General features: G+C 72.0%; 15 protein-coding genes. 7 read left to right on the top strand and 8 right to left on the bottom strand.

What is annotated here, in order from left to right:
• Position 1: 1 nt before the first annotated feature.
• The 5 genes from GE115_RS12010 to GE115_RS11990 all read right to left on the bottom strand — a co-directional run bounded on the left by GE115_RS12010 (position 2) and on the right by GE115_RS11990 (position 6,333).
• Positions 2-1,456: a DUF5719 family protein gene (locus tag GE115_RS12010; protein WP_153685025.1), complete on the bottom strand. Its 1,455-nt coding sequence runs from the start codon at positions 1,454-1,456 to the stop codon at positions 2-4.
• Positions 1,449-4,517, bottom strand: coding sequence for a glycosyltransferase family 2 protein (locus tag GE115_RS12005; RefSeq protein ID WP_153685024.1), 3,069 nt, complete (start codon positions 4,515-4,517; stop codon positions 1,449-1,451). The genes GE115_RS12010 and GE115_RS12005 overlap by 8 nt, the downstream gene beginning before the upstream one ends.
• A 122-nt stretch (positions 4,518-4,639) precedes the next feature.
• Positions 4,640-4,957, bottom strand: coding sequence for a WhiB family transcriptional regulator (locus GE115_RS12000; protein WP_153685073.1), 318 nt, complete (start codon positions 4,955-4,957; stop codon positions 4,640-4,642).
• 181 nt (positions 4,958-5,138) lie between these two features.
• Positions 5,139-6,101 carry a UDP-glucose 4-epimerase GalE gene (galE, locus tag GE115_RS11995; RefSeq protein WP_153685023.1) on the bottom strand — a complete coding sequence of 321 codons (963 nt, stop codon included), beginning with the start codon at positions 6,099-6,101 and terminating at the stop codon, positions 5,139-5,141.
• Between the two features lie 79 nt (positions 6,102-6,180).
• On the bottom strand, positions 6,181-6,333 hold the full coding sequence (locus GE115_RS11990; RefSeq protein WP_153685022.1) for a hypothetical protein: 153 nt from the start codon (positions 6,331-6,333) through the stop codon (positions 6,181-6,183).
• Between the two features lie 134 nt (positions 6,334-6,467).
• On the opposite strand from GE115_RS11990, the gene GE115_RS11985 reads away from it, so the two are divergent.
• A complete protein-coding gene (locus GE115_RS11985) occupies positions 6,468-7,457 on the top strand; it encodes a GlxA family transcriptional regulator (protein WP_153685021.1) in 990 nt (329 codons plus the stop codon).
• A 30-nt stretch (positions 7,458-7,487) separates the two neighbouring features.
• Here GE115_RS11985 and manA read toward each other — a convergent pair whose 3' ends face one another.
• The gene (manA, locus tag GE115_RS11980) at positions 7,488-8,732 is read right to left on the bottom strand and encodes a mannose-6-phosphate isomerase, class I (RefSeq protein WP_153685020.1); all 1,245 of its coding nucleotides are present in this window, start codon (positions 8,730-8,732) and stop codon (positions 7,488-7,490) included.
• A 105-nt stretch (positions 8,733-8,837) separates the two neighbouring features.
• Here manA and GE115_RS11975 point away from each other — a divergent pair, with 105 nt between their 5' ends.
• Genes GE115_RS11975 through GE115_RS11965 form a run of 3 tightly spaced genes read left to right on the top strand, consistent with a single transcriptional unit; the run spans position 8,838 to position 12,811 of the window.
• A complete protein-coding gene (locus tag GE115_RS11975) occupies positions 8,838-10,019 on the top strand; it encodes an acyl-CoA dehydrogenase family protein (RefSeq protein ID WP_153685019.1) in 1,182 nt (393 codons plus the stop codon).
• 48 nt (positions 10,020-10,067) lie between these two features.
• Positions 10,068-11,501, top strand: coding sequence for an O-antigen ligase family protein (locus tag GE115_RS11970; RefSeq protein ID WP_153685018.1), 1,434 nt, complete (start codon positions 10,068-10,070; stop codon positions 11,499-11,501).
• Positions 11,498-12,811, top strand: coding sequence for an O-antigen ligase family protein (locus GE115_RS11965; RefSeq protein WP_153685017.1), 1,314 nt, complete (start codon positions 11,498-11,500; stop codon positions 12,809-12,811). The genes GE115_RS11970 and GE115_RS11965 overlap by 4 nt, the downstream gene beginning before the upstream one ends.
• Positions 12,812-12,826: 15 nt before the next feature.
• On the opposite strand, the gene GE115_RS11960 is transcribed toward GE115_RS11965, so the two are convergent.
• Positions 12,827-13,810, bottom strand: coding sequence for a glycosyltransferase family 2 protein (locus GE115_RS11960; RefSeq protein ID WP_376765713.1), 984 nt, complete (start codon positions 13,808-13,810; stop codon positions 12,827-12,829).
• A gap of 39 nt (positions 13,811-13,849) precedes the next feature.
• On the bottom strand, positions 13,850-15,022 hold the full coding sequence (locus GE115_RS11955; protein ID WP_153685015.1) for a glycosyltransferase family 2 protein: 1,173 nt from the start codon (positions 15,020-15,022) through the stop codon (positions 13,850-13,852).
• Positions 15,023-15,077: 55 nt separating this feature from the next.
• On the opposite strand from GE115_RS11955, the gene GE115_RS11950 reads away from it, so the two are divergent.
• Genes GE115_RS11950 through GE115_RS11940 form a run of 3 tightly spaced genes read left to right on the top strand, consistent with a single transcriptional unit; the run spans position 15,078 to position 18,231 of the window.
• Positions 15,078-15,956 (top strand): glycosyltransferase family 2 protein, encoded by an 879-nt coding sequence (locus tag GE115_RS11950; RefSeq protein WP_153685014.1) that lies wholly within the window; start codon positions 15,078-15,080, stop codon positions 15,954-15,956.
• The gene (locus GE115_RS11945; protein ID WP_153685013.1) at positions 15,953-17,125 is read left to right on the top strand and encodes a hypothetical protein; all 1,173 of its coding nucleotides are present in this window, start codon (positions 15,953-15,955) and stop codon (positions 17,123-17,125) included. The genes GE115_RS11950 and GE115_RS11945 overlap by 4 nt, the downstream gene beginning before the upstream one ends.
• On the top strand, positions 17,122-18,231 hold the full coding sequence (locus tag GE115_RS11940; protein WP_153685012.1) for a glycosyltransferase family 4 protein: 1,110 nt from the start codon (positions 17,122-17,124) through the stop codon (positions 18,229-18,231). Before GE115_RS11945 ends, GE115_RS11940 begins: the two co-directional genes overlap by 4 nt.
• The last annotated feature ends 28 nt before the right edge of the window (positions 18,232-18,259 follow it).

The following is an 18,259-nucleotide window of genomic DNA, read 5'->3' as shown; positions in this document are numbered from 1 at the left end:
CTCAGTTCGGGAAGACGCGGATCGGCGCGTCCTGCGGCCCCGGCGGCTCCACGGGAGCAGCCGCGATCGTGCGGCCGCCGTCGTACACGACAGACGCGTGCAGCCCGTCGGCGTCGCGGATGACGGCGCCGTCGTCGCCGTCCAGTTCGACGGATGTCGCGCCGCCCGCATCGACCTCCACCTCGCGCTCCGAGCCCGCGAGGTCGAGGATGGCCGTGACCGGGGCATCCGTCGGATTCGACAGGTGCAGCACGGGTGACGCGGCATCCGCGATCGCGACCGCGATCTCGCCGGCCAGCGGCGACGACGCCGGGAACCAGGCGAAGTCGCCGGGCTCGCCGAGCGATTGCGTGTCGCCCGTCGCCGGCACGGGCGCGACGCTCGTGCGCGCCGCCGCGACCACCGGGACATCCGATTCGACGTCGAGCGTGTAGGTGCCCGCGCGCAACTCGCCCAGCGGAACGTCGGTGACCTCGCCCGGGATGAGCTCGGCGTCGATCGTGGTGCCCGCTCCGCCCTGCCCGGGGACGACGCCCACGGTGACCTCAGCGGGCTCGTCGCCCGGCACGAAGAGGCGCAGCACCGGGAACCCGTCGCCGTCGAGGTGGTCCTCGTCGACGGCGACGCCGCCCGACTCCGCGACGAGCACGCCCGTGATGTGCTGCGTCTGCGCGGGCGCGGCCGTCGCGCCGACGAGGTCGACTCCGGCCGGCAGCAGCCCGTCGATCGCGGTCTGCTGGAGGCTCGCGGCGATGCGGCCGCCGGTCGCGACGACGTGCACGACGGGCGACGCGAGGTTCGGGGCGAGCCCCGCGAGCGACACGACCCGCTGCTCGAACGGCGGCACCTGGATGCCCAGTGCCGACGGCGCGTCGACGGCTCCGGCCTCACCGGAGACCCGGAGGTCGACCGTCGCCGCGACGTCGGTCGGGTTCGCGAGCAGCACGAGCGTCGTGCGTCCGAGTGCCGTGGACCCGCCGACGAGCCACGACTCGGCCACGGCGTCGCGGCACGCGGCGACCGCGAGGCCCGCGATCGTCTCGGTCTCGGCCTCCTGCGACTGCGCGCCGGCGAGCAGCCCGGCCGCGACCTCGCCCGGTTCGGCGACGAGGGCCACGGCCTGGCCGTCGGAGCCCGCCTCGCGATTGGCGGGGTTCTCGAGCGGCGCCTCCTCGACGAGTGCGCTCGGCGGTTCGGCCACGGTCACGAGGTCGGCTGAGCCGAAGGAGGTCGCGTTCGTCGCCGCGGCCGCGTCGTCGGCGAGTTCGAGCAGCGGCCCCGGGCACACGCGCACCTGCCGGCTCTCCGCCGGCTCCACGACGACGGATGCCGCGTCGGCACGGTACTCGGGCCAGGGGGCCTGCAGGCCGGCGAAGACGAGGACGCCGCCCGCCGCGAGCGCGCCGACCGCGGCGAGGGTGCGCAGTCCAGCGCCGATGAGTGGTCGTCTAGCCACGGTCGTCTCCCTTCGGGGCTTCGGGGGCTTCGGGCTCGGATGGATCGGATCGATCGGAGGCGTCCGGTTCCGCCGGCGCGTCCAGCTCCTCGGCGGGCCCATCCGGCTCCGCCGGCGCATCCGGCTCCTCGGCGGGCCCATCCGGCTCGAGTGGTTCCTCCACCGGCGCATCCGGCTCGGTGGGAGCATCGGCGGCGCCCGGCGGAACCTCGACCACCGTGCGCCGACGCGGGCGCCGCGGACGACGCGTGCGGGGCTCGCGGACCGCACGTCGGTCGGCCTCGCGCCCGACACCCGCGGGGATCGACAGCAGGAGCGCTGCGCCGAGCACGACGAGTTGCACCACGGTCCACACGACGGTGGCCGACCCGCCGGCGTCGGCGGGGATCGCCGCGGCGGGTGCCGGCGACGGCGCGTCCCGGAACCGCCACAGCGTGCCGAATGCGGTCTCGGCCACCGGTGTCAGCGCGGCGTTGCCGTCGAGCGCGGCGCGGGCCCGCTCGGCGGTCGCCGCCGCGCGGCGTCCGTCCGACTCGTCGCCGGGGGCGAGCAGCACGAACGTCGTGCCGAACTCCGTCACGGCGGCCTCGGCGTCGAATCCGCTCCGCGAGGCGAGGTTGCCGGCGAGCTCGGCGAGCCGCTCCTCGTCGTCGGTGAGGCCGCGTCGCGTCGCGTCGAGCGTCGACGCGTCGTCGAGGGTCGTTCCGGCGCCGTGCTCGAGCCACGCCCGGAGGCTTCCGTCCTCGAGCGGCGCGAGGCGCAGCGTGGCCACCCGTGGGTCGTCGTCGGCCTCGGCGACGACGACGGCCGGCAGTTCGCGCTCGGCTGCAGGCCCCACCGGCACGCGACCGCTCACGAGGGAGGCGGCGAGCGGCAGCACCAGCACGACCGCCGCGATCCAGGCGATCGCGCCGACGCCGGCCGCCCCGCGGCGCATCGCGTCGAGCGCGACGACCGCGGCGATCACCAGGCCGAACCAGGCGAGGCTCTGGCCGGCGCCCGTCCAGATGGCGACGGCGTCGGCACCGGTCGTGGCCACCGAGACGTGCGCCGCCGCGACGGCGGTCGCGAAGCCGGCCGCCGCCGCGGCGAGCGCGAGCAGGGCCGCGCGCAGTCGCCGACGTCCTGCCGCCACGGATGCCGCGGCGAGGAGCACGAGCGGGGCGACGAGGCCGATCGCCGGCCAGATGGGCTCCCACGGGAAGCCGAGCCACGAGACGACGACGCCCCACGCGCCGTCCGATCCGCCGGGGAACCCGAGCGCGAGCCATCCGGGCGCAGGTACGGCCGACGGCACCGGGAGGCCGGCGTCGGCGAGCAGCCCGAGCGGCGTTCCGCGCTGCACCTGGTCCCAGATCAGCGGCGCGGCGAGCGCGAGCGCGGGCAGGGGCACGAGCAGGTACCGGATCGCGGCTCGGCCGCTCACCGCCATCGCCACGACCCAGCCGAGCAGGAGCGCGGGCGTGAGGCTCGGCGCCGCGGCGACGACCGCGGCGAAGAGCAGGCTCGCCGTCGCGGCGGAGGCCCAGCTCGTGGCCGCCCCGAGAGCTGCGAAGACCAGCCAGCCGAGCAGGGCGTGCGCGAGCACGGCTCCCGGACGTCCGTCGCCGATCGCGACGAGGAACGGCGGTGCGGCGACCCAGGCGATCGCCGCGAACGTGCGGACGGCGCCGCGCTCGGTCAGCCGAGAGGCCGCGAACCAGGCGCCGAGCGCCGCGGCCGGTACGGCGATCAGCCAGAGCAGCACCATCGCGTACGACGGCGACCAGAACGTGATCGAGCCGAGCACCGCGAGGATGCCGGCGAACGGGTCGGCGGCTCCCACGAATCCGGCGCCGACGTCGCGCCAGCCGTAGGCCGCATTGGCCCACAGCTCGCCGAGGTCGCTCGAGAGCGGGGCGAGCGCACCGCCGGCCACGCCGGCCGCCGCGAGCAACCACGGCAGCAGGACGACGGATGCCACGAGCGAGCCGAGCAGCACCCAGCCACCGCCCGTGCCGAGGAACTGCAGATCCTCCGAGCGGCCCCTGGCGCGCGCCCTCCTCGCCTCCGCGGCCGCGCGCCGCCGGCGCCGCACCTCGTCGGGCGGCACCCGCAGCGGGGCGATCGCCGACCAGCCGACGGTCTTGCCGCGGCGGAGGGTTCCACGCGCCCGCGCGACCCGGCCGAACGCGAACATAGCGCCGAGCGCGGCGGCGAACTCGCCTGCGATGGCGCCCGGCGCCTTGAGCAGCAGCAGTCCGATCGACCGCACGAGCGCGAGGGGCAGGAGGCTGAGCCAGTGCAACGGCATCACGAGGGCCGGCGCGTACACGAGGCGCCGGTGCAGTTCGGCCGACCGCGCGATGCGACGGGCCCGCCGGGCCGTGCGGCCGCGACCGACGGCCTGACCCGCGACGCCGGTCTCCGCGACGTCGACACGGGCCGCGGGCACGACGCTCACGCGATGGCCGGCCAGGCGCGCCCGCAGGGAGAAGTCGAGGGCGTCGTCGGCGACGGGCAGGCCGGGGTCGAATCCGCCGAGCGATCGCCAGACCGCGTGGCGCACGAGCAGCCCAGCCGGGTCGAGGCCGAGGACGTCGCTGACCTCGTCGTGCTGGCCCTGGTCGAGTTCGTCGGCGACCAGGTCGATCGTGCGGCCGAACCGGGTGATCGAGCGGCCGAGGTGCGCGATGCGGTCGGGGGCGTCCCAGCGCATGAGCTTGGGTCCGGCCACCGCCACGGAGCGCTCGGTCTCGAGCGTCGCGACCAGCGTGGCGAGCGCGTCGGGCGCCGGCGCCGAGTCCTCGGCGAGCAGCCACAGCGCCGCACGCTCGTCGGCCGGGGCTTCCAGCACGCGGTCGGCGGCGCGCACGGCCTCGCCGAACGAGGCCCGCGTCGACAGGCGCACGACGTGGCTCGCCGATTCCGGGATGAGCTCGTCGGCGGAGGCATCCGCGTCGTCGAGGACGACGATCAGTTCGTCGGGAGCCTGCTGCTGGGCGTCGATGGCGGCGAGCGTGCGCCGAAGGCGGTCGCCGCCGCGGTGCACGACGAGGATGGCGGTGACTCGAGGGAACATCGGGGCCACTCTAGGCTCGAGGCCGCACTCGGGCGCCGTCTGCGTCGGGCGTGCCGCGAACCGGTCGGTCCGCGGCACGCGACGCCCGTCGGGGCTTCCCTCGGATGACTCGTCGGTGCTGCTCAGCCGGCACGCTTGCGGAGCTTGCGCCGCTCGCGTTCGGAGAGCCCGCCCCAGATGCCGAACCGCTCATCGTTGGCGAGCGCGTACTCGAGGCAACGTGCACGGACCTCGCAGCCCGTGCAGATCTTCTTCGCGTCGCGGGTCGATCCGCCCTTCTCGGGGAAGAAGGCCTCCGGATCGGTCTGCGCGCACAGCGCGTCGCTCTGCCAGGCCAGCGGATCATCGTCGACGTTCCCCCGAACGCTCGGAACGCCGAGGCGAACCGGATCGACGAACCAATCCTCAGGTACCCCAGAACGATATTCAGGATTGCCCATATCGTCTCCCACCCAGTTGTACCGACCGCCACGGGGGCGTGTCATGACAATTACACCGGTGTAATTCGGAGGCGTCAAGTCGCGAACCCTAAACCTTCGATCATCGCTCGAGGCTTGGCGACGCGCGCGACACGCCGAGGGCGTGTCCGAGTCGTGATCCGGATGCCGCTCGGCGGGGGCCTCAGGCGCTCGCGCGACGGGCCGACCAGGCGCTCTCGACCATCTCGGCAAGCGTGTGCCGCATGCGCCAGCCGAGGTCGCGCGCGGCCCGCTCGCCCGACGCGACGATGCGCGCCGGGTCGCCTGTGCGGCGCGGCGCGATCTCGGGGGTGAAGTCGATGCCGGTCACCTCGGCGACCGCCCGCATGATCTGCCCCACCGAGACGCCGTCGCCCGACCCGAGGTTGTAGACGGGTTCGAGCGGCTCGCCCGCGTCGAGCTTCTCGGCGGCGACCACGTGGGCCTCGGCCAGGTCGGCGACGTGGATGTAGTCGCGCACGCACGTGCCGTCGGGCGTCGGGTAGTCATCGCCGTTGATGCGGGGCACGCGGCCGTCGAGCAGCGCGTCGAAGACGAGCGGGAAGAGGTTGTGGGGGCTGACGTCGTAGACCTCGTCGGAGCCGGAGCCGACGACGTTGAAGTAGCGCAGCGACGTGTGCGCGAGCCCCGTGGCACGGGCCTGGTCGGCGATCAGCCACTCGCCGATGAGCTTGGACTCGCCGTACGGCGACTCGGGGTGCTTCGACGTCTCCTCGGTGACGAGGTCGACGTCGGGCGTCCCGTAGACGGCGGCGCTCGACGAGAAGACGATCCGCTCGACGCCGGCCTGCGCCATCGCGGCGAGGAGGGTCGCGGTGCCCGTGACGTTCTGCTGGTAAGTGTGCAGCGGCCGCTGCACGGAGACGCCGGCGTACTTGAAGCCGGCCAGGTGCACGACGCCCGTGACGGGGAACCGCTCGAACGTCTCGAGCAGCTGCGCGCCGTCGAGGATGGTGCCCTGCACGAGCCGCGTGCCCTCCGGGAGGAAGGCGTGCCGCCCCGACGAGAGATCGTCGACGACGACGGTGTCGATGCCCTTCGCCTGGAACGCACGCACGACGTGCGCCCCGATGTATCCGGCACCCCCGGTGACCAGCCAGCTCATGCCCGCCTTCCCGGCCCCGGCACCTCCGGAGCCCCACCGATCGTACCGGGCGGCGCGGAGGGGCGGCGCGGGTCACCGGTCACACGTCGGCGAGCGTGCGGTGCTCGACGTGCCGGAGCCGGTCGCCCACCTCGGGCAGGCCGTAGCCGTCGTGCGAGACGAGGCGGAGGGTCGCGACGGCACCGGAGACGGTGAGTGCGACGACGATCACGAGGAGGATGAGTTCAGCCATGGCAGAAACGCTACGGATTGCCAAATCCTGCCGACAGTGGCAGAGTGCCACTTGTACGGATGATTCCTGCCAATCACCCTCCCACCACCTTCATCACCGGGTTCAGCGCCGGCGAACCGACCAGAGAGGCCGCCATGCTCCAGACCGTCGCCTGCATCGCCCTTCCCCAGATGGCGCCCTTCGAGTTCGGCGTCATCTGCGAGGTGTTCGGCATCGACCGATCCGAACAGGGCGGGCCGACCTTCGACTTCCACGTCGTGGCCGCCGACCCCGGCCCCGTCTCGACGAAGCTCGGCTTCCACATCGTCGTCGACGAGGGCCTCGACGCCGCGCGCACCGCCGACCTCGTCGCCGTGCCGGCCTCCCTCATCGACTCGCCGCCCGACGAGCGCGTCCTCGAGGTCATCCGCGACGCCGCCGCGCGCGGGGCCTGGGTCCTCTCGGTCTGTTCCGGCGCCTTCACGCTCGGGCACGCGGGCGTCCTCGACGGCCGCCGCGCGACGACGCACTGGATGTACACCGACCGCATGGCCGAACTGTTCCCCGACACCGAGGTCGACCCCGACGTGCTCTTCGTGCAGGACGGGCGGATCGTCACCGGCGCCGGCACCGCGGCCGGCATCGACGCGGCCCTGCACATCGTGCGCACGGAGCTCGGCCAGTCGGCGGCGAACATCATCGCGCGCCGCATGGTCGTACCGCCGCAGCGCGACGGCGGCCAGTCGCAGTTCATCCAGACCCCGGTCGCCGAGTGCCGCAGCGACTCGTTCGCGCGCATCACCGAGTGGATGGTCGAGCACCTCGACGAGGACCTCACGGTCGACCTGCTCGCCCGTAAGGCGCTGATGTCGCCGCGCACCTTCGCGCGCAAGTTCCGCGCCGAGACCGGCACCACGCCGAACGCGTGGCTCAACCGGCAGCGACTGCTGCGCGCCCAGCAACTGCTCGAGGAGACCGACTTCACGCTCGAGGAAGTCGCGCGCGAGACCGGCTTCGGGCAGGCCGCGGTGATGCGCCACCACTTCCTGAAGGTGCTGCAGACGACGCCGACGGCCTACCGACGACTGTTCGGCGTGCGCACCCGAGTCGAGCCGTCGCGCGCCGACCTGGCCGTCGCCGGCTGAGCTCCCGGCGGCCTCGGCGGCCTCGGCGGCCTACGCCGGCCGCGTGCCCGTCGTCGCGACCCAAGCGACGCCGGCGCCGGTCACGTGCAGCACGCGTTCGTCGGGCGTGACGTAGACCGCTCCCCCGCGGCCGATCGACGACCGGCCGAGCTCGCCGGTGATCTCGACGCCATCGCCCTCGACGAGCACGATCGCCGGTCCGGTCAGCTCGACGCGCGAGGCATCCGTCATCGGCTCGACGCGGTAGAGCGCGAAGTCGGGAACATCGGGGCGGAACGCGGTGACGCCCGGGGCGACCGGCTCGGGCGCGAGCAGCGGCGGTGCGATGGGCGTGAAGTCGAGCACGTCCACGAGCTCGCTCACATCGATGTGCTTGGGCGTGAGCCCGCCGCGCAGCACGTTGTCGCTCGCGGCCATGAGCTCGATGCCGAGCCCTCGGAGGTAGGCGTGGATGTTGCCGGCGCGAAGGTACAGCGCCTCGCCGCGGGCGAGCCGCACGCGGTTCAGCAGCAGCGAGATCACGATGCCGGGGTCGCCCGGGTAGCTCGTCGCGAGGTCGGCCACCGTCGCGAACGACAACGCGTGCACGGATGCCGCCGCGGCCTCGCTCGCGGCCAGCCGCACGACCCGCTCGACGACCCAGGTCGCCTGACCCGTGTCGCCGCCGCGGCCGTCGCGGAGCAGCCACTCCACGGTGCCCTCGAGGCCGTCGTCGGCGAGATGCCCCTCGAGCAGGTCGAGCGCGCCGGGCTCGGGCCGCTCGTCGGCGGCGTCGGTCGCCCGCAGCACCGCGAGGATGTCCCGGACCTCGTCGAGCGGGCGGAACCCCGACAGCGCGTCGAACGTCTCGCTCAGCGCGACGATGAGCTCGGGCTTGTGGAACGCGTCCTTGTAGTTGCGGTCGAACGCGTCGATCGGCACGCCGTCGGCCTCCTCGCGCGCGAAGCCGGCCCGGGCCTGCTCGGGCGTCGGGTGCGCCTGCAGCGACAGCGGCCCGCCCGCCGCGAGGAGCTTCAGCAGGAAGGGCAGGCGGGCGCCGTCGGCCGCGAGTTCGGGGCCGAGGGCCGCCTCGGGGTCTGCCGCGATCCACTCGGCGAGGTCTCCGGCGCCACCCGTCTGCGACGGGTCGGCGATGACCGCCGGCGAGCCCGGGTGCGCACCGAGCCACAGCTCGGCCTCGGGTCCGCCGGAGGGCGGGGTGCCGAGGAATCCGGCGATGTCGTCGGTCGAACCCCACGCGTAGTCGCGGGGCGTGTTGCGGATCGGCACAAACATGCGCGAGGGTCCTTTCGGCGGGTTTGTCCCAAGCTACCAACCGCTTCGAACGCGGGGCGACGCCCGACCTAGGCTCGAGGCATCCGTCGATGCAGAGGAGCTGCCATGCCATTCGAACCGCTCGCGAGCGACTTCTACTCGTACGAGAGCACGCTGCTCACCGAGCGCGAGCGCGAGGAGATCGCCCGGTTGCGGGCCTGGCTCGAGGCCGACGTCAAGCCGATCATCGGCGGCTACTGGGAGCGCGCCGAGTTCCCGATGCAGATCGTGCAGCCGCTCGCCGACCTGGGCGTGCTCTCCTACGCGTGGGACGAGACGAGGACGTTCGAGAACTCCGCGGTGTTCCGCGGGTTCGTCGCGCTCGAGCTCGCGCGGGTGGATGCCTCGGTCGGCACGTTCGTGGGCGTGCAGAACGGCCTCGCGACCGGGTCCATCTCGATCGCGGGATCAAAGGAGCAGCGCGAGGAGTGGATCCCGAAGCTCGCGTCGGGCGAGGTCATCGGCGCGTTCGGGCTCACCGAGCCGTTCTCGGGCTCCGACTCGGCCCGGGGACTGCGCACGACCGCGCGCCGCGAGGGCGACGAGTGGGTCCTCAACGGCGCCAAGCGCTGGATCGGGAACGCCACGTTCTCGGATATCACGATCATCTGGGCGAAGGACGAGGCCGACGGCCAGGTCAAGGGCTTCATCGTGCCGACCACGACGCCCGGGTACACGGCCACCAAGATCGAGGGCAAGATCAGCCTGCGGCCCGTGCAGAACGCCGACATCACCCTCACCGACGTGCACGTGCCCGAATCGCTGCGGCTCCAGAACGCGAACTCGTTCCGCGACACGGCGGCCGTGCTGCGCGCCACCCGCGCCGAGGTCGCGTGGGCGGCCGTCGGCACCGCCGTGGGCGCGTACGAGGCCGCCGTCGCCTACGCCAAGCAGCGCGAGCAGTTCGGCCGGCCGATCGGCTCGCACCAGCTCATCCAGGAGCACCTCGTCAACGGCCTCGGCAACATCACCGCCTCGCTCGGCATGGTCGTGCGCGCGTCGCAACTGCAGGACGCCGGCGAGCTGCGCGACGAGCACTCGGCCCTCGCCAAGGCGTATGCCACCTCGCGCATGCGCGAGACCGTCGCCTGGGCGCGCGAGGCCTGCGGCGGCAACGGCATCGTGCTCGAGTACGACGTCGCCCGCTTCTTCGCCGACGCCGAGGCGCTCTACTCCTACGAGGGCACGCGCGAGATGAACACGCTCATCGTGGGCCGGGCGATCACCGGCGAGGCCGCGTTCGTCTGATCGACGCGGCACGTCGCCCGCGGGTCGCCCCGCGATAGCCTTGGACCCATGACCCCCGACCGCCGCCGCGCCCTGGTCGGCGCCTTCGCGACGTTCGCGCTGTTCACGCTGCTCGCGGGCCAGTTCTGGCGGAACCTCCTCGGCTGGTGGGGCTTCGGGGTGGTGGCCGTGCTGGTGCTCGTCGGCGCCGTGTGGCTCGTGCTCGAGACGCGGCCGCGGTGGATCTGGCGACGGGTCCCGAAGTCGACCATCGCGTTCCTCGGCCTCGCGACCCTCTCGATCGCGTGGTCGGCCTATCCGGCGGCATCCGTGCTCGGCGTCGCGACCACGCTGGTGACCGCCTTCGTCGGCATCGCGCTCGTGCTCTGCCTCGACTGGAACCGGTTCGTCGGCGCCCTCGCGGCGGCGATCAAGTGGGTGCTCGGCCTCTCGATCGCGTTCGAGCTCTGGGTCGCGCTGTTCGTTCGCGAGCCGGTGCTGCCGAACTTCCCCGACTTCGATCCCGCGGCCTACGCCGACGGCGAGCGGGTGCCGATGGCGTTCTACTGGTCGCGCGCCCTGCTCTTCGAAGGCGGCCCGGTCGAGGGCATCGTCGCGAGCCGCAACCTGCTGGGCATGGTCGCGCTGCTCGGCGCCGTCGTGTTCGGCGCACTCCTCGCCTCGGGTGGCATCCGCCGGGGCCGCGGCATCGCGTGGCTCGTCGTCGCCGGCCTCATGCTCGTGCTCACGCGCTCGGCGACGGTGACCCTCGTCGGCGTGCTCGTGCTGGTCGCCCTCGGCTTCGCGATCTGGGCGCGCCGGCGCGGACCCGAGCGTCGGCGACTCGTCTACGCGACCGCAGGGTTCGCGCTCGTGGCATCCGTCGCCCTGCTCATCGCCTTCTGGGGCACCCTGCTCGCGGCGTTCGGCAAGAGCGAAGACGTCACGGGCCGATTCGACATCTGGAACGCGGTCATCGGCCTCGCCGGCGAACGCCCCTGGTTCGGCTGGGGATGGATGAGCTACTGGCAGCCGTGGGCCGAGCCGTTCGGCACGCTCGCGGAGCGCAACGGCGTGTTCTACCTGCAGGCCCACAACGCGTGGCTCGACGTGTGGGTGCAACTCGGCATCGTCGGCGTCCTCGCGTTCGCCTCGGTCGTCATCGGCGCGCTGTGGCGATCGTGGTTCCTCGCCGTCGACCAGCCGAGGGATGCCACGGGCGCACCGCGCCCGTACACCGCGGCCGCGTTCATCCCGCTGCTCCTGCTCGTCGCCCTCATCGGCCAGAGCCTCGCCGAGAGCCGCATCCTCGTCGAGGGCGGGTTCGCCCTGCTGTTGGCCATCGCGTGGGCCACCAAGCGCCGGCAGTGGGAGCACGAGCCGCTGCCCGCACCGCACGCGCGGCCGCGCCTCGCCGACGAACGCCCGGGCGCGACGCGCTCGCCCGGCTCGCCCCGCTCGACCCGCTCGCCCTTCTCGCCTCGCTCCAGCCGCGCCCGATGACCGACGACCCGCGCGGCACGCGCCTGTGGACGGCGACGCGGAGCGCCGTCGGGTCGGCCCGATTCGCGCAGGCGCTCACGCTGATCGCGGTCGGCCTCGCGTTCTCGACGCACGCGATCGTCGCGCTCATCGGCTGGCCCGGGCTGCTCGCCGCGCTCGCGACCCTCATCGTGCTCTCGGGGCTCTCGCTGGTGGCCAGGTGGCGGGCGGTCGAGTGGTACGGCATCCTGCCGCTGACCATCCTCGTCTTCCTCGCCTGGTGCGCGGCATCCGTCATCTGGAGCGACACGAGCTGGCTCACGGCGACCCGCGTCGCCTACCTCATCGCGTTCGCCGTGCTCGGCGTCTACATCGCGCTCATGCGCGACACGATCCAGATCGTGCGCGCGTTCGCGGACGTGATGCGGGTCCTCCTCGGCGTCTCGCTCGGCCTCGAGATCCTCTCGGGCATCCTGCTCGACCTGCCGATCGCCTTCCTCGGCATCACCGGCGACCTCGCCCGCCTCGGGCCGGTCCAGGGCATCTTCGGCACCCGCAACATGCTCGGGTTCGTCGCCCTCATCGCCCTGCTCACCTTCATCGTCGAGTGGCGCACGAAGATCTCGAACCGCGCCAAGGCGTTCGGGTCGATGGCCCTCGCCGGCATCTGCGTCGTGCTCTCGGGCTCGCCGACGACCTGGATCTCGCTCGGTGCAGCGCTCGTCGCCCTCGCCGCGCTGTACGGCCTGCGCCGTGCACAGCCCGCAACCCGCTGGCGCTGGCAGATCGGGCTCCTGAGCGCCGGCTTCGTGATCCTCGTCGTGGCCTGGCTGCTGCGGCTGCGCATCATCGAGCTGCTCGACGCGCGCGCCGAGTTCGACGTCCGCCTCGACGTCTGGCGCGAGGCATCCCGTTACCTCGCCGTGAACCCGCTCCAGGGCTGGGGCTGGTACGGCGAGTGGCCCGACCGGGTACCGTTCGTCTGGGTCGAGCAGATGACCGGACGCGACCACGCCTCGGCGCTCAGCGCCTATATCGACGTGTACTTCCAGGTCGGCGTCATCGGGCTGTTGCTCTTCGCCGCCCTCATCCTCGTCGCCCTCGTGCGCGCCTGGCTGCTCGCCTCGTCGCGACGAAGCCCCGTCTACCTGTGGCCCGCGCTCATGCTCGTGGTCATCGCCGTGACCAGCTTCGCCGAGAGCTTCGCGATCACCGAGGGCGGGTGGATGCTGCTCGTGGTGTGCGCGGTGAAGGCGGCGAGGGACATGAGCTGGCGGGATGCGTTGAGCCGGCCGGGGGTGTCAGCGCCGGCGACCGGCGAGCGACTCTAGGACCGGTCGTCGTCGTCAGACCGGCTGAACGAGGTCGCGGAGGACGTCCTGCGCTCCCAAGCCGAAGCGCGAGTACCGCCCGGTGCGCCACTCCCCGAGCACGGGCGCGATGCGCTGCACGCGGCGTCGTGGAAGATCGCGGCGAACGAGTTCGTGCTGCACCTTCTCGTCGACCTCGCGGATGAATCGCTGATCGGTCGGGGCGAATTCCGCCGCTCGTGCGGCAAGCGCTTCGGCACGTGCCAGCAGCCGAGCGTTGCGGTCGCTCCGGGGTTCGCGGAGCCGGCTCAGCTTGCCGTCGAGTTCGAGCTTGGTGACGCCGATCTGGTTGCCGCCGTGCTGCCGGTAGTCGATGAGGGGCGCGTCGATCACCACGAGGCCGCCCGTGACCGATGCGACGATCGCGAGCCACTCGTCGTGGACCCAGCTCGCAGGAAACGGAGCGGCGCGCTCGACGAGTTCACGGCGCACCGCCATCGTCGCCCCGGTGAACAGATTCCGCTTGAGGAGTTCGCTCGATGCCCCTCCGGCCGCGATCCGGGCGAGCAGGCCTTCGTCGATGCCGAGCGTATCGAAGAGGGAATGCGGGAGGGGGGCGCCGTGCTCGTCCACGAGCCGGGCATCGGATGCCACGAGCTGGAGCTCAGGGTCGGTGGCGAAGCAGGCGAGCGCGTCGGCGACACGATCGACATGCCAGCGGTCGTCTTGATCGCACAGCAGGATCAGATCGCCGGTCGCAGCCTGCAACGCCTGCGCAAAGTTCCCCGTCACGCCGAGCGGCGAGTCGTTCCGGAGCACGATCAGCGTCGGCACGGGGCGGCCGTCGTCACCGGCAGCTGCGACCGCCTGCTCGGCGACCCCGATCGTCGAGTCGCGCGACGCGTCGTCGGAGAGCACGATCTCGTCGACAGGATGCGATTGATCGAGGATGCTCCGGAGCTGCTCGCCGAGGAAGCGTTCGCCGTTGTGCGTGCCCAGTGCGACGGAGATGCGTGGCACCTGCATTGAGCCTCGACCTGGTCCGCGTTCGGGCACCGCTCAATTCCTCCTGAGGCCGACCTTGAGTGCGCCGAGGAACATTCCGGCCATGATCGTCTGCGCGCCGAGCATCATGAAGAGTGCCGAGAGGATCGCCACGCGGATCGCCGAACTCTGGTCGAGCGGCCCGAACCCCGTTCCAGCCCAAATCGAGAACTGGACGATGGCGATGACGAGACCGACCACGAACAGGCCGAGTCCGGCCAAGGCGCCGCTCTCGAGACTGATCCGGCGTTCGAGCCGGTCGAAACTGCGAGACCGCGGGATGTTGAAGCCCTCATGCTGGGCATAGATCTTCGTGAGGATGCCGAGCACGATCGCCTGGTAGCCGACCACGGCCAATGCAGCCAGGTACGTCTGCGTGATCTCGGACATGCCGACGTCGCCGATGACGATCGGGCCGAAGGCCAGGACGAGGGTCCCGAAGAAGCCGAGGAGGAAGGCGACCGCGCCGGGGATGAGGAACAGCCAGCGCGGGCTGAAGATGAGCAGGAACCGCAGGTGCCGCCATCCGTCGCGCCAACTCCGCAGGTGCGGCGGTCGGCTCCGGCCGTCCTTCTCGAGGGTCGTCGGCACCTCGGAGACGCGCAGGCCGCCGAGCGTGGACTTGACGACGACCTCGCTCGCGAACTCCATGCCCGTGGTCTGCAGGTGCAGGTTGAGGATGGCCTGCCGGTTGAAACCCCGGAGACCGCAGTGGAAGTCGCCGATCGGCGAGCGGAACAGGACCCGACCGATCCAGGACAGCACCGGATTGCCCAGGTACTTGTGCAGCGGCGGCATCGCGCCCTCGGCGATCCCGCCCTGGAACCGGTTGCCCATCACCAGTTGGTCGCCCGCTCGAAGGCGACCGACGAACGGGTCGAGGTTCGAGAAGTCGTACGAGTCGTCGGCGTCGCCCATGATTACGTAGTCACCGCGCGCCGCCTCGATGCCGCCCATGAGCGCGGCGCCGTAGCCCTTCACGGGAATGTCGACCACGCGCGCACCGTGCGCCCGTGCGATCTCCTGCGAGCCATCGGTCGATCCGTTGTCGGCGACCACGACCTCACCGACGACCCCGCTCCGACGAAGGTAGCCCTGCGCCTTGTCGATGCAGACGGCGAGTGTCTCGGCCTCGTTGAGGCAGGGCATGACGATCGAGAGTTCGATCGCCTCGGTCGAGGTGGTCATGACGGGTCCTGTCGGATGCGGGGAAGGGCCCCATCATCGTACAGAATGATCCATTGTGGATCTTGCGCTGATCGTGGCGACTCTCGGAAGGGTCGAGCGTATCGAGCGACTCCTCCGATCGCTCGACGGCCGCCTGCAGCCGCGTGACCAACTGGTGATCGTCGCCCAGGGCGAATACGAGGCGATCCAGTCGCTCGTCGAGGGCTTCGACGCCGCAGGGGCGTCGGTCATCGTGACCTCCTCGGCTCGCGGCGCCTCCCGAGGGCGCAACGTCGGCGTCGGCGCGCTGAACGCCGACGGCGATCCGCTCCTGCTGTTCCCGAATGACTCGACGTGGTTCCCCGCGCGCAGCATCGAAGGGCTTCGTGCGCTCCCCGATGCCTTCCGGGCTGGGGCACTCACGGTCGTCGACGAGCACGGTGCGAAGTTCTCGCTGCCTGCGGCCGGTACGCCGCTCGATCGGTGGAACGTCTGGACGGTCATCGAGATGGGCGTGCTGGTGCGGCGATCGGTATTCGACGAGGTCGGCGGCTTCGACGTCGAGATCGGCACCGGAGCGGATACGCCGTGGCAGGCGGGCGAAGCGACGGACCTCCTCCTGCGGCTCCGCGAGCGTCTTCCCGCCGTCGCAGCCTCCTTCCGGTGGCTTCCCCCGGAGATCACCGTCGGCGGGATCACCGACGCCGCGGGTCTGTCTCATGCGGAACGCCGTCGCAAGCTCCGCGCCTACGGCCGTGGAATGGGCCGAGTCGTCGCGCGCTGGCGGTATCCGCTCTGGTGGCGCCTCGCCTTCACGGGCGGAGGGTTGGCCTTCGGCGTGAGGCATCGGGCGACGAACGAACCCGGCGACGGCTGGTGGGTCTTCCTCGGACGATTCGAAGGTTGGATCGGCCGGCCGCTCGGTTCAGGTCGCACGACGGCGGTCAGCCGATGACCGCCGGCCTGCCGGGGCCGACGCGCATGCGTCGTGCGACGATGAGCGCCGTCACGTTGCTCGGGGGCGTCTCGCTCGCCGTCATCCCCGCGGCGACCGTCTCGATCTCGTCTCGTCTCTTCACCACCGCCGAGCAGGGCGTGATCGCGGTGGCGGTGATGGTTGCGACGTTCGTCGGACAACTCGCCTTCGCGGTCATCGTCGAGTCGCGGCTGTCCTCCGCGGCGACCGAACGGCGAGTCGTGTTCCCCGTCTGGCTCGCGGCGATCGCCATCGTCGCCGGAGTGGCGCTCGTCATCGCCGGCCCGAACGCGCTGGTGCTCTGCATCTGCCTCCCCGTCCTCATCGCCGGCCTCGAGGTCGGTCGAGGCGTTTCCGTCGCGGAACGACTCGACACGCGCGAGGTCTGGGCCTCGGTGCTGGTCGGTGCCGGCGCCCTCTTCGGGGTGCTGGCCGCATTCGGACGTGCGGACTGGGCGCTCACGCCCCTGGTGACCGGAATCCTCGCCGCGACCGTCGTGCGGTGCCTCCCCGTCGCCCATCGAGCTTCGCGTCCGCAGGGTCGCATCCTGGGCTGGGTGGTCGCCGACACGGCGATCACCGGAGCGGTCTACCCCTTGCTGAACGCCATGATCCTGGCGTTTCTCGGCCCTGCCGATGCCGTCGTCTTCACGGCGCTCGCCACCGTCTCGGGACTGCTCGCGATCCCGCTGAACTTCCTGCGTCTCCGACTCCTGAAGGAGCACTCCACGCTCGACATCCTCGTCTCCGCGGGAGCTGTCCTCGCAGCCTTCGTCGCGTTGCTGGTCCTCGAGGCAGTGGGGGCGTTCGACTTCGTCTTCGGTTCGGCCTGGTCGTCGCAGTCGACGCTGCTCCCACTCGTGCTGGCCTGCGCTTGGCGAGCGGCCTCACTCGCGACGACGATCCCGTTCGCGGCGCTCCGGCGCATGGGCGAGGCCGGCCTCGTGACCGGCCTGCGTGCAGTGGTGTCCCTAGTCACCTTCGGGTTCGCGGCCATCGGACTCGCGATGCAGAGCCTGCCCGCCGTGTTCACCGGACTCCTCATCGCCGAGCTCATCTCGGCGATCGTCTACGAATGGGGACGGCGCGCGCGGCTCGCGCAGAACCTTAACGGGGCCCGTCGCCGTCGGGAAGAAGGGCCGTCGTGAGTCGATCCCTGGTGCTGGTCGACCTCCTGTTCTTCACCGGGCGCAAGGGAGGTATGGAGTCCTACGTGCGGGAGTTGTACTCGCGTTACACGGAGGACGATCCGGACTTCGCGTTCGCGGCGTTCGCCTCGACCGAACTCGTCGAGGCGGGCGCGCCCTGGTTCCCCGGGTCGGTCATCGACTCGGGTCTCAGCGGTGAGGATCGCGTCGCCTGGGCGCGCGGCGAGCTGTTCGCCGTCTCGCGTGCGGCGCGTCGCGTCGGAGCGGCATTGATTCACGCACCGGCGAACCTCGGGCCCGCGAGGTCCGCGGTCCCCGTCGTGCTCACGATCCACGACCTCCTGCCGTTCCGGCACCCGGAGTACGTGCCGGGGCCCTATGCGGGAGTGCTTCGGACGATGAACCGCCTCGCGGCCCGGGCGGCCGCTCGCGTGCTCACGGTGAGCGAGTCGTCGGCTGACGACATCCGGCGATACCTGCACGTTCCCGACTCGCGCATCGACGTCGTTCCGCTGGCAGGGTCGGCGTCGGGCGCCACGGCGCCCGCGAAGGGGTCGAGCCGGAGCGGCGACCTCCTGCTGTCGGTCGGCAATCGGATGCCGCACAAGAACTTCCCCCGGCTCCTCGAGGCGTTGGCGACCATCCGGAAGCCGGACCGGCCGAGGCTCGTCATCACCGGCAGCCACGGCGACGACCCGCTCCGCGCCGACGTCGAGCGCCTCGGCCTCGCCGATCACGTCGAACTGCGCGGGTGGGTGACCGCGGATGAACTCGACCGCCTCTACCGTGACGCGACCGCCTATGTGTTCCCCACGCGGTTCGAGGGATTCGGCCTTCCTGCACTCGAGGCCATGACGCGAGGGTGCCCGCTCATCGCATCGGACCTCCCGGTCATCCGCGAGATCGCGGGCGATGCCGCGATCTATACCGACACGACGGATGCGCAGGCGCTCGCCGACGCGATCGTGCACGTGACCGGCGACGCGAAGCTGCGCCAGCGGATGTCGCGCGCCGGACTCGACCGAGCGAGCGAGTTCTCATGGGAGCGCACGGCGGCCGGCACCCGTCGGGTGTTCGCCGAGGAACTCGCGACGACCGCCAGCTGAGAGGATCGGCGCTTCGGGAGCGTCTCGA

It is taken from the genome of Agromyces agglutinans (genome assembly GCF_009647605.1).
Classification (GTDB): domain Bacteria; phylum Actinomycetota; class Actinomycetes; order Actinomycetales; family Microbacteriaceae; genus Agromyces; species Agromyces agglutinans.
The sequence above is the reverse complement of the archived record's forward strand: the minus strand, read 5'-3'. Positions and strand labels throughout refer to the sequence as shown.

Bases quoted from the DNA above. Each gene is read 5' to 3' on its own strand.
- manA (WP_153685020.1), bottom strand. From the start codon at position 8,732: ATGTTTGTGCCGATCCGCAACACGCCCCGCGACTACGCGTGGGGTTCG.
- GE115_RS11955 (WP_153685015.1), bottom strand. From the start codon at position 15,022: ATGACCACCTCGACCGAGGCGATCGAACTCTCGATCGTCATGCCCTGC.
- GE115_RS12000 (WP_153685073.1), bottom strand. From the start codon at position 4,957: ATGGGCAATCCTGAATATCGTTCTGGGGTACCTGAGGATTGGTTCGTC.
- GE115_RS11945 (WP_153685013.1), top strand. From the start codon at position 15,953: ATGACCGCCGGCCTGCCGGGGCCGACGCGCATGCGTCGTGCGACGATG.
- GE115_RS11990 (WP_153685022.1), bottom strand. From the start codon at position 6,333: ATGGCTGAACTCATCCTCCTCGTGATCGTCGTCGCACTCACCGTCTCC.
- GE115_RS11985 (WP_153685021.1), top strand. From the start codon at position 6,468: ATGCTCCAGACCGTCGCCTGCATCGCCCTTCCCCAGATGGCGCCCTTC.
- GE115_RS11970 (WP_153685018.1), top strand. From the start codon at position 10,068: ATGACCCCCGACCGCCGCCGCGCCCTGGTCGGCGCCTTCGCGACGTTC.
- GE115_RS11975 (WP_153685019.1), top strand. From the start codon at position 8,838: ATGCCATTCGAACCGCTCGCGAGCGACTTCTACTCGTACGAGAGCACG.
- GE115_RS12005 (WP_153685024.1), bottom strand. From the start codon at position 4,517: ATGTTCCCTCGAGTCACCGCCATCCTCGTCGTGCACCGCGGCGGCGAC.
- galE (WP_153685023.1), bottom strand. From the start codon at position 6,101: ATGAGCTGGCTGGTCACCGGGGGTGCCGGATACATCGGGGCGCACGTC.
- GE115_RS11965 (WP_153685017.1), top strand. From the start codon at position 11,498: ATGACCGACGACCCGCGCGGCACGCGCCTGTGGACGGCGACGCGGAGC.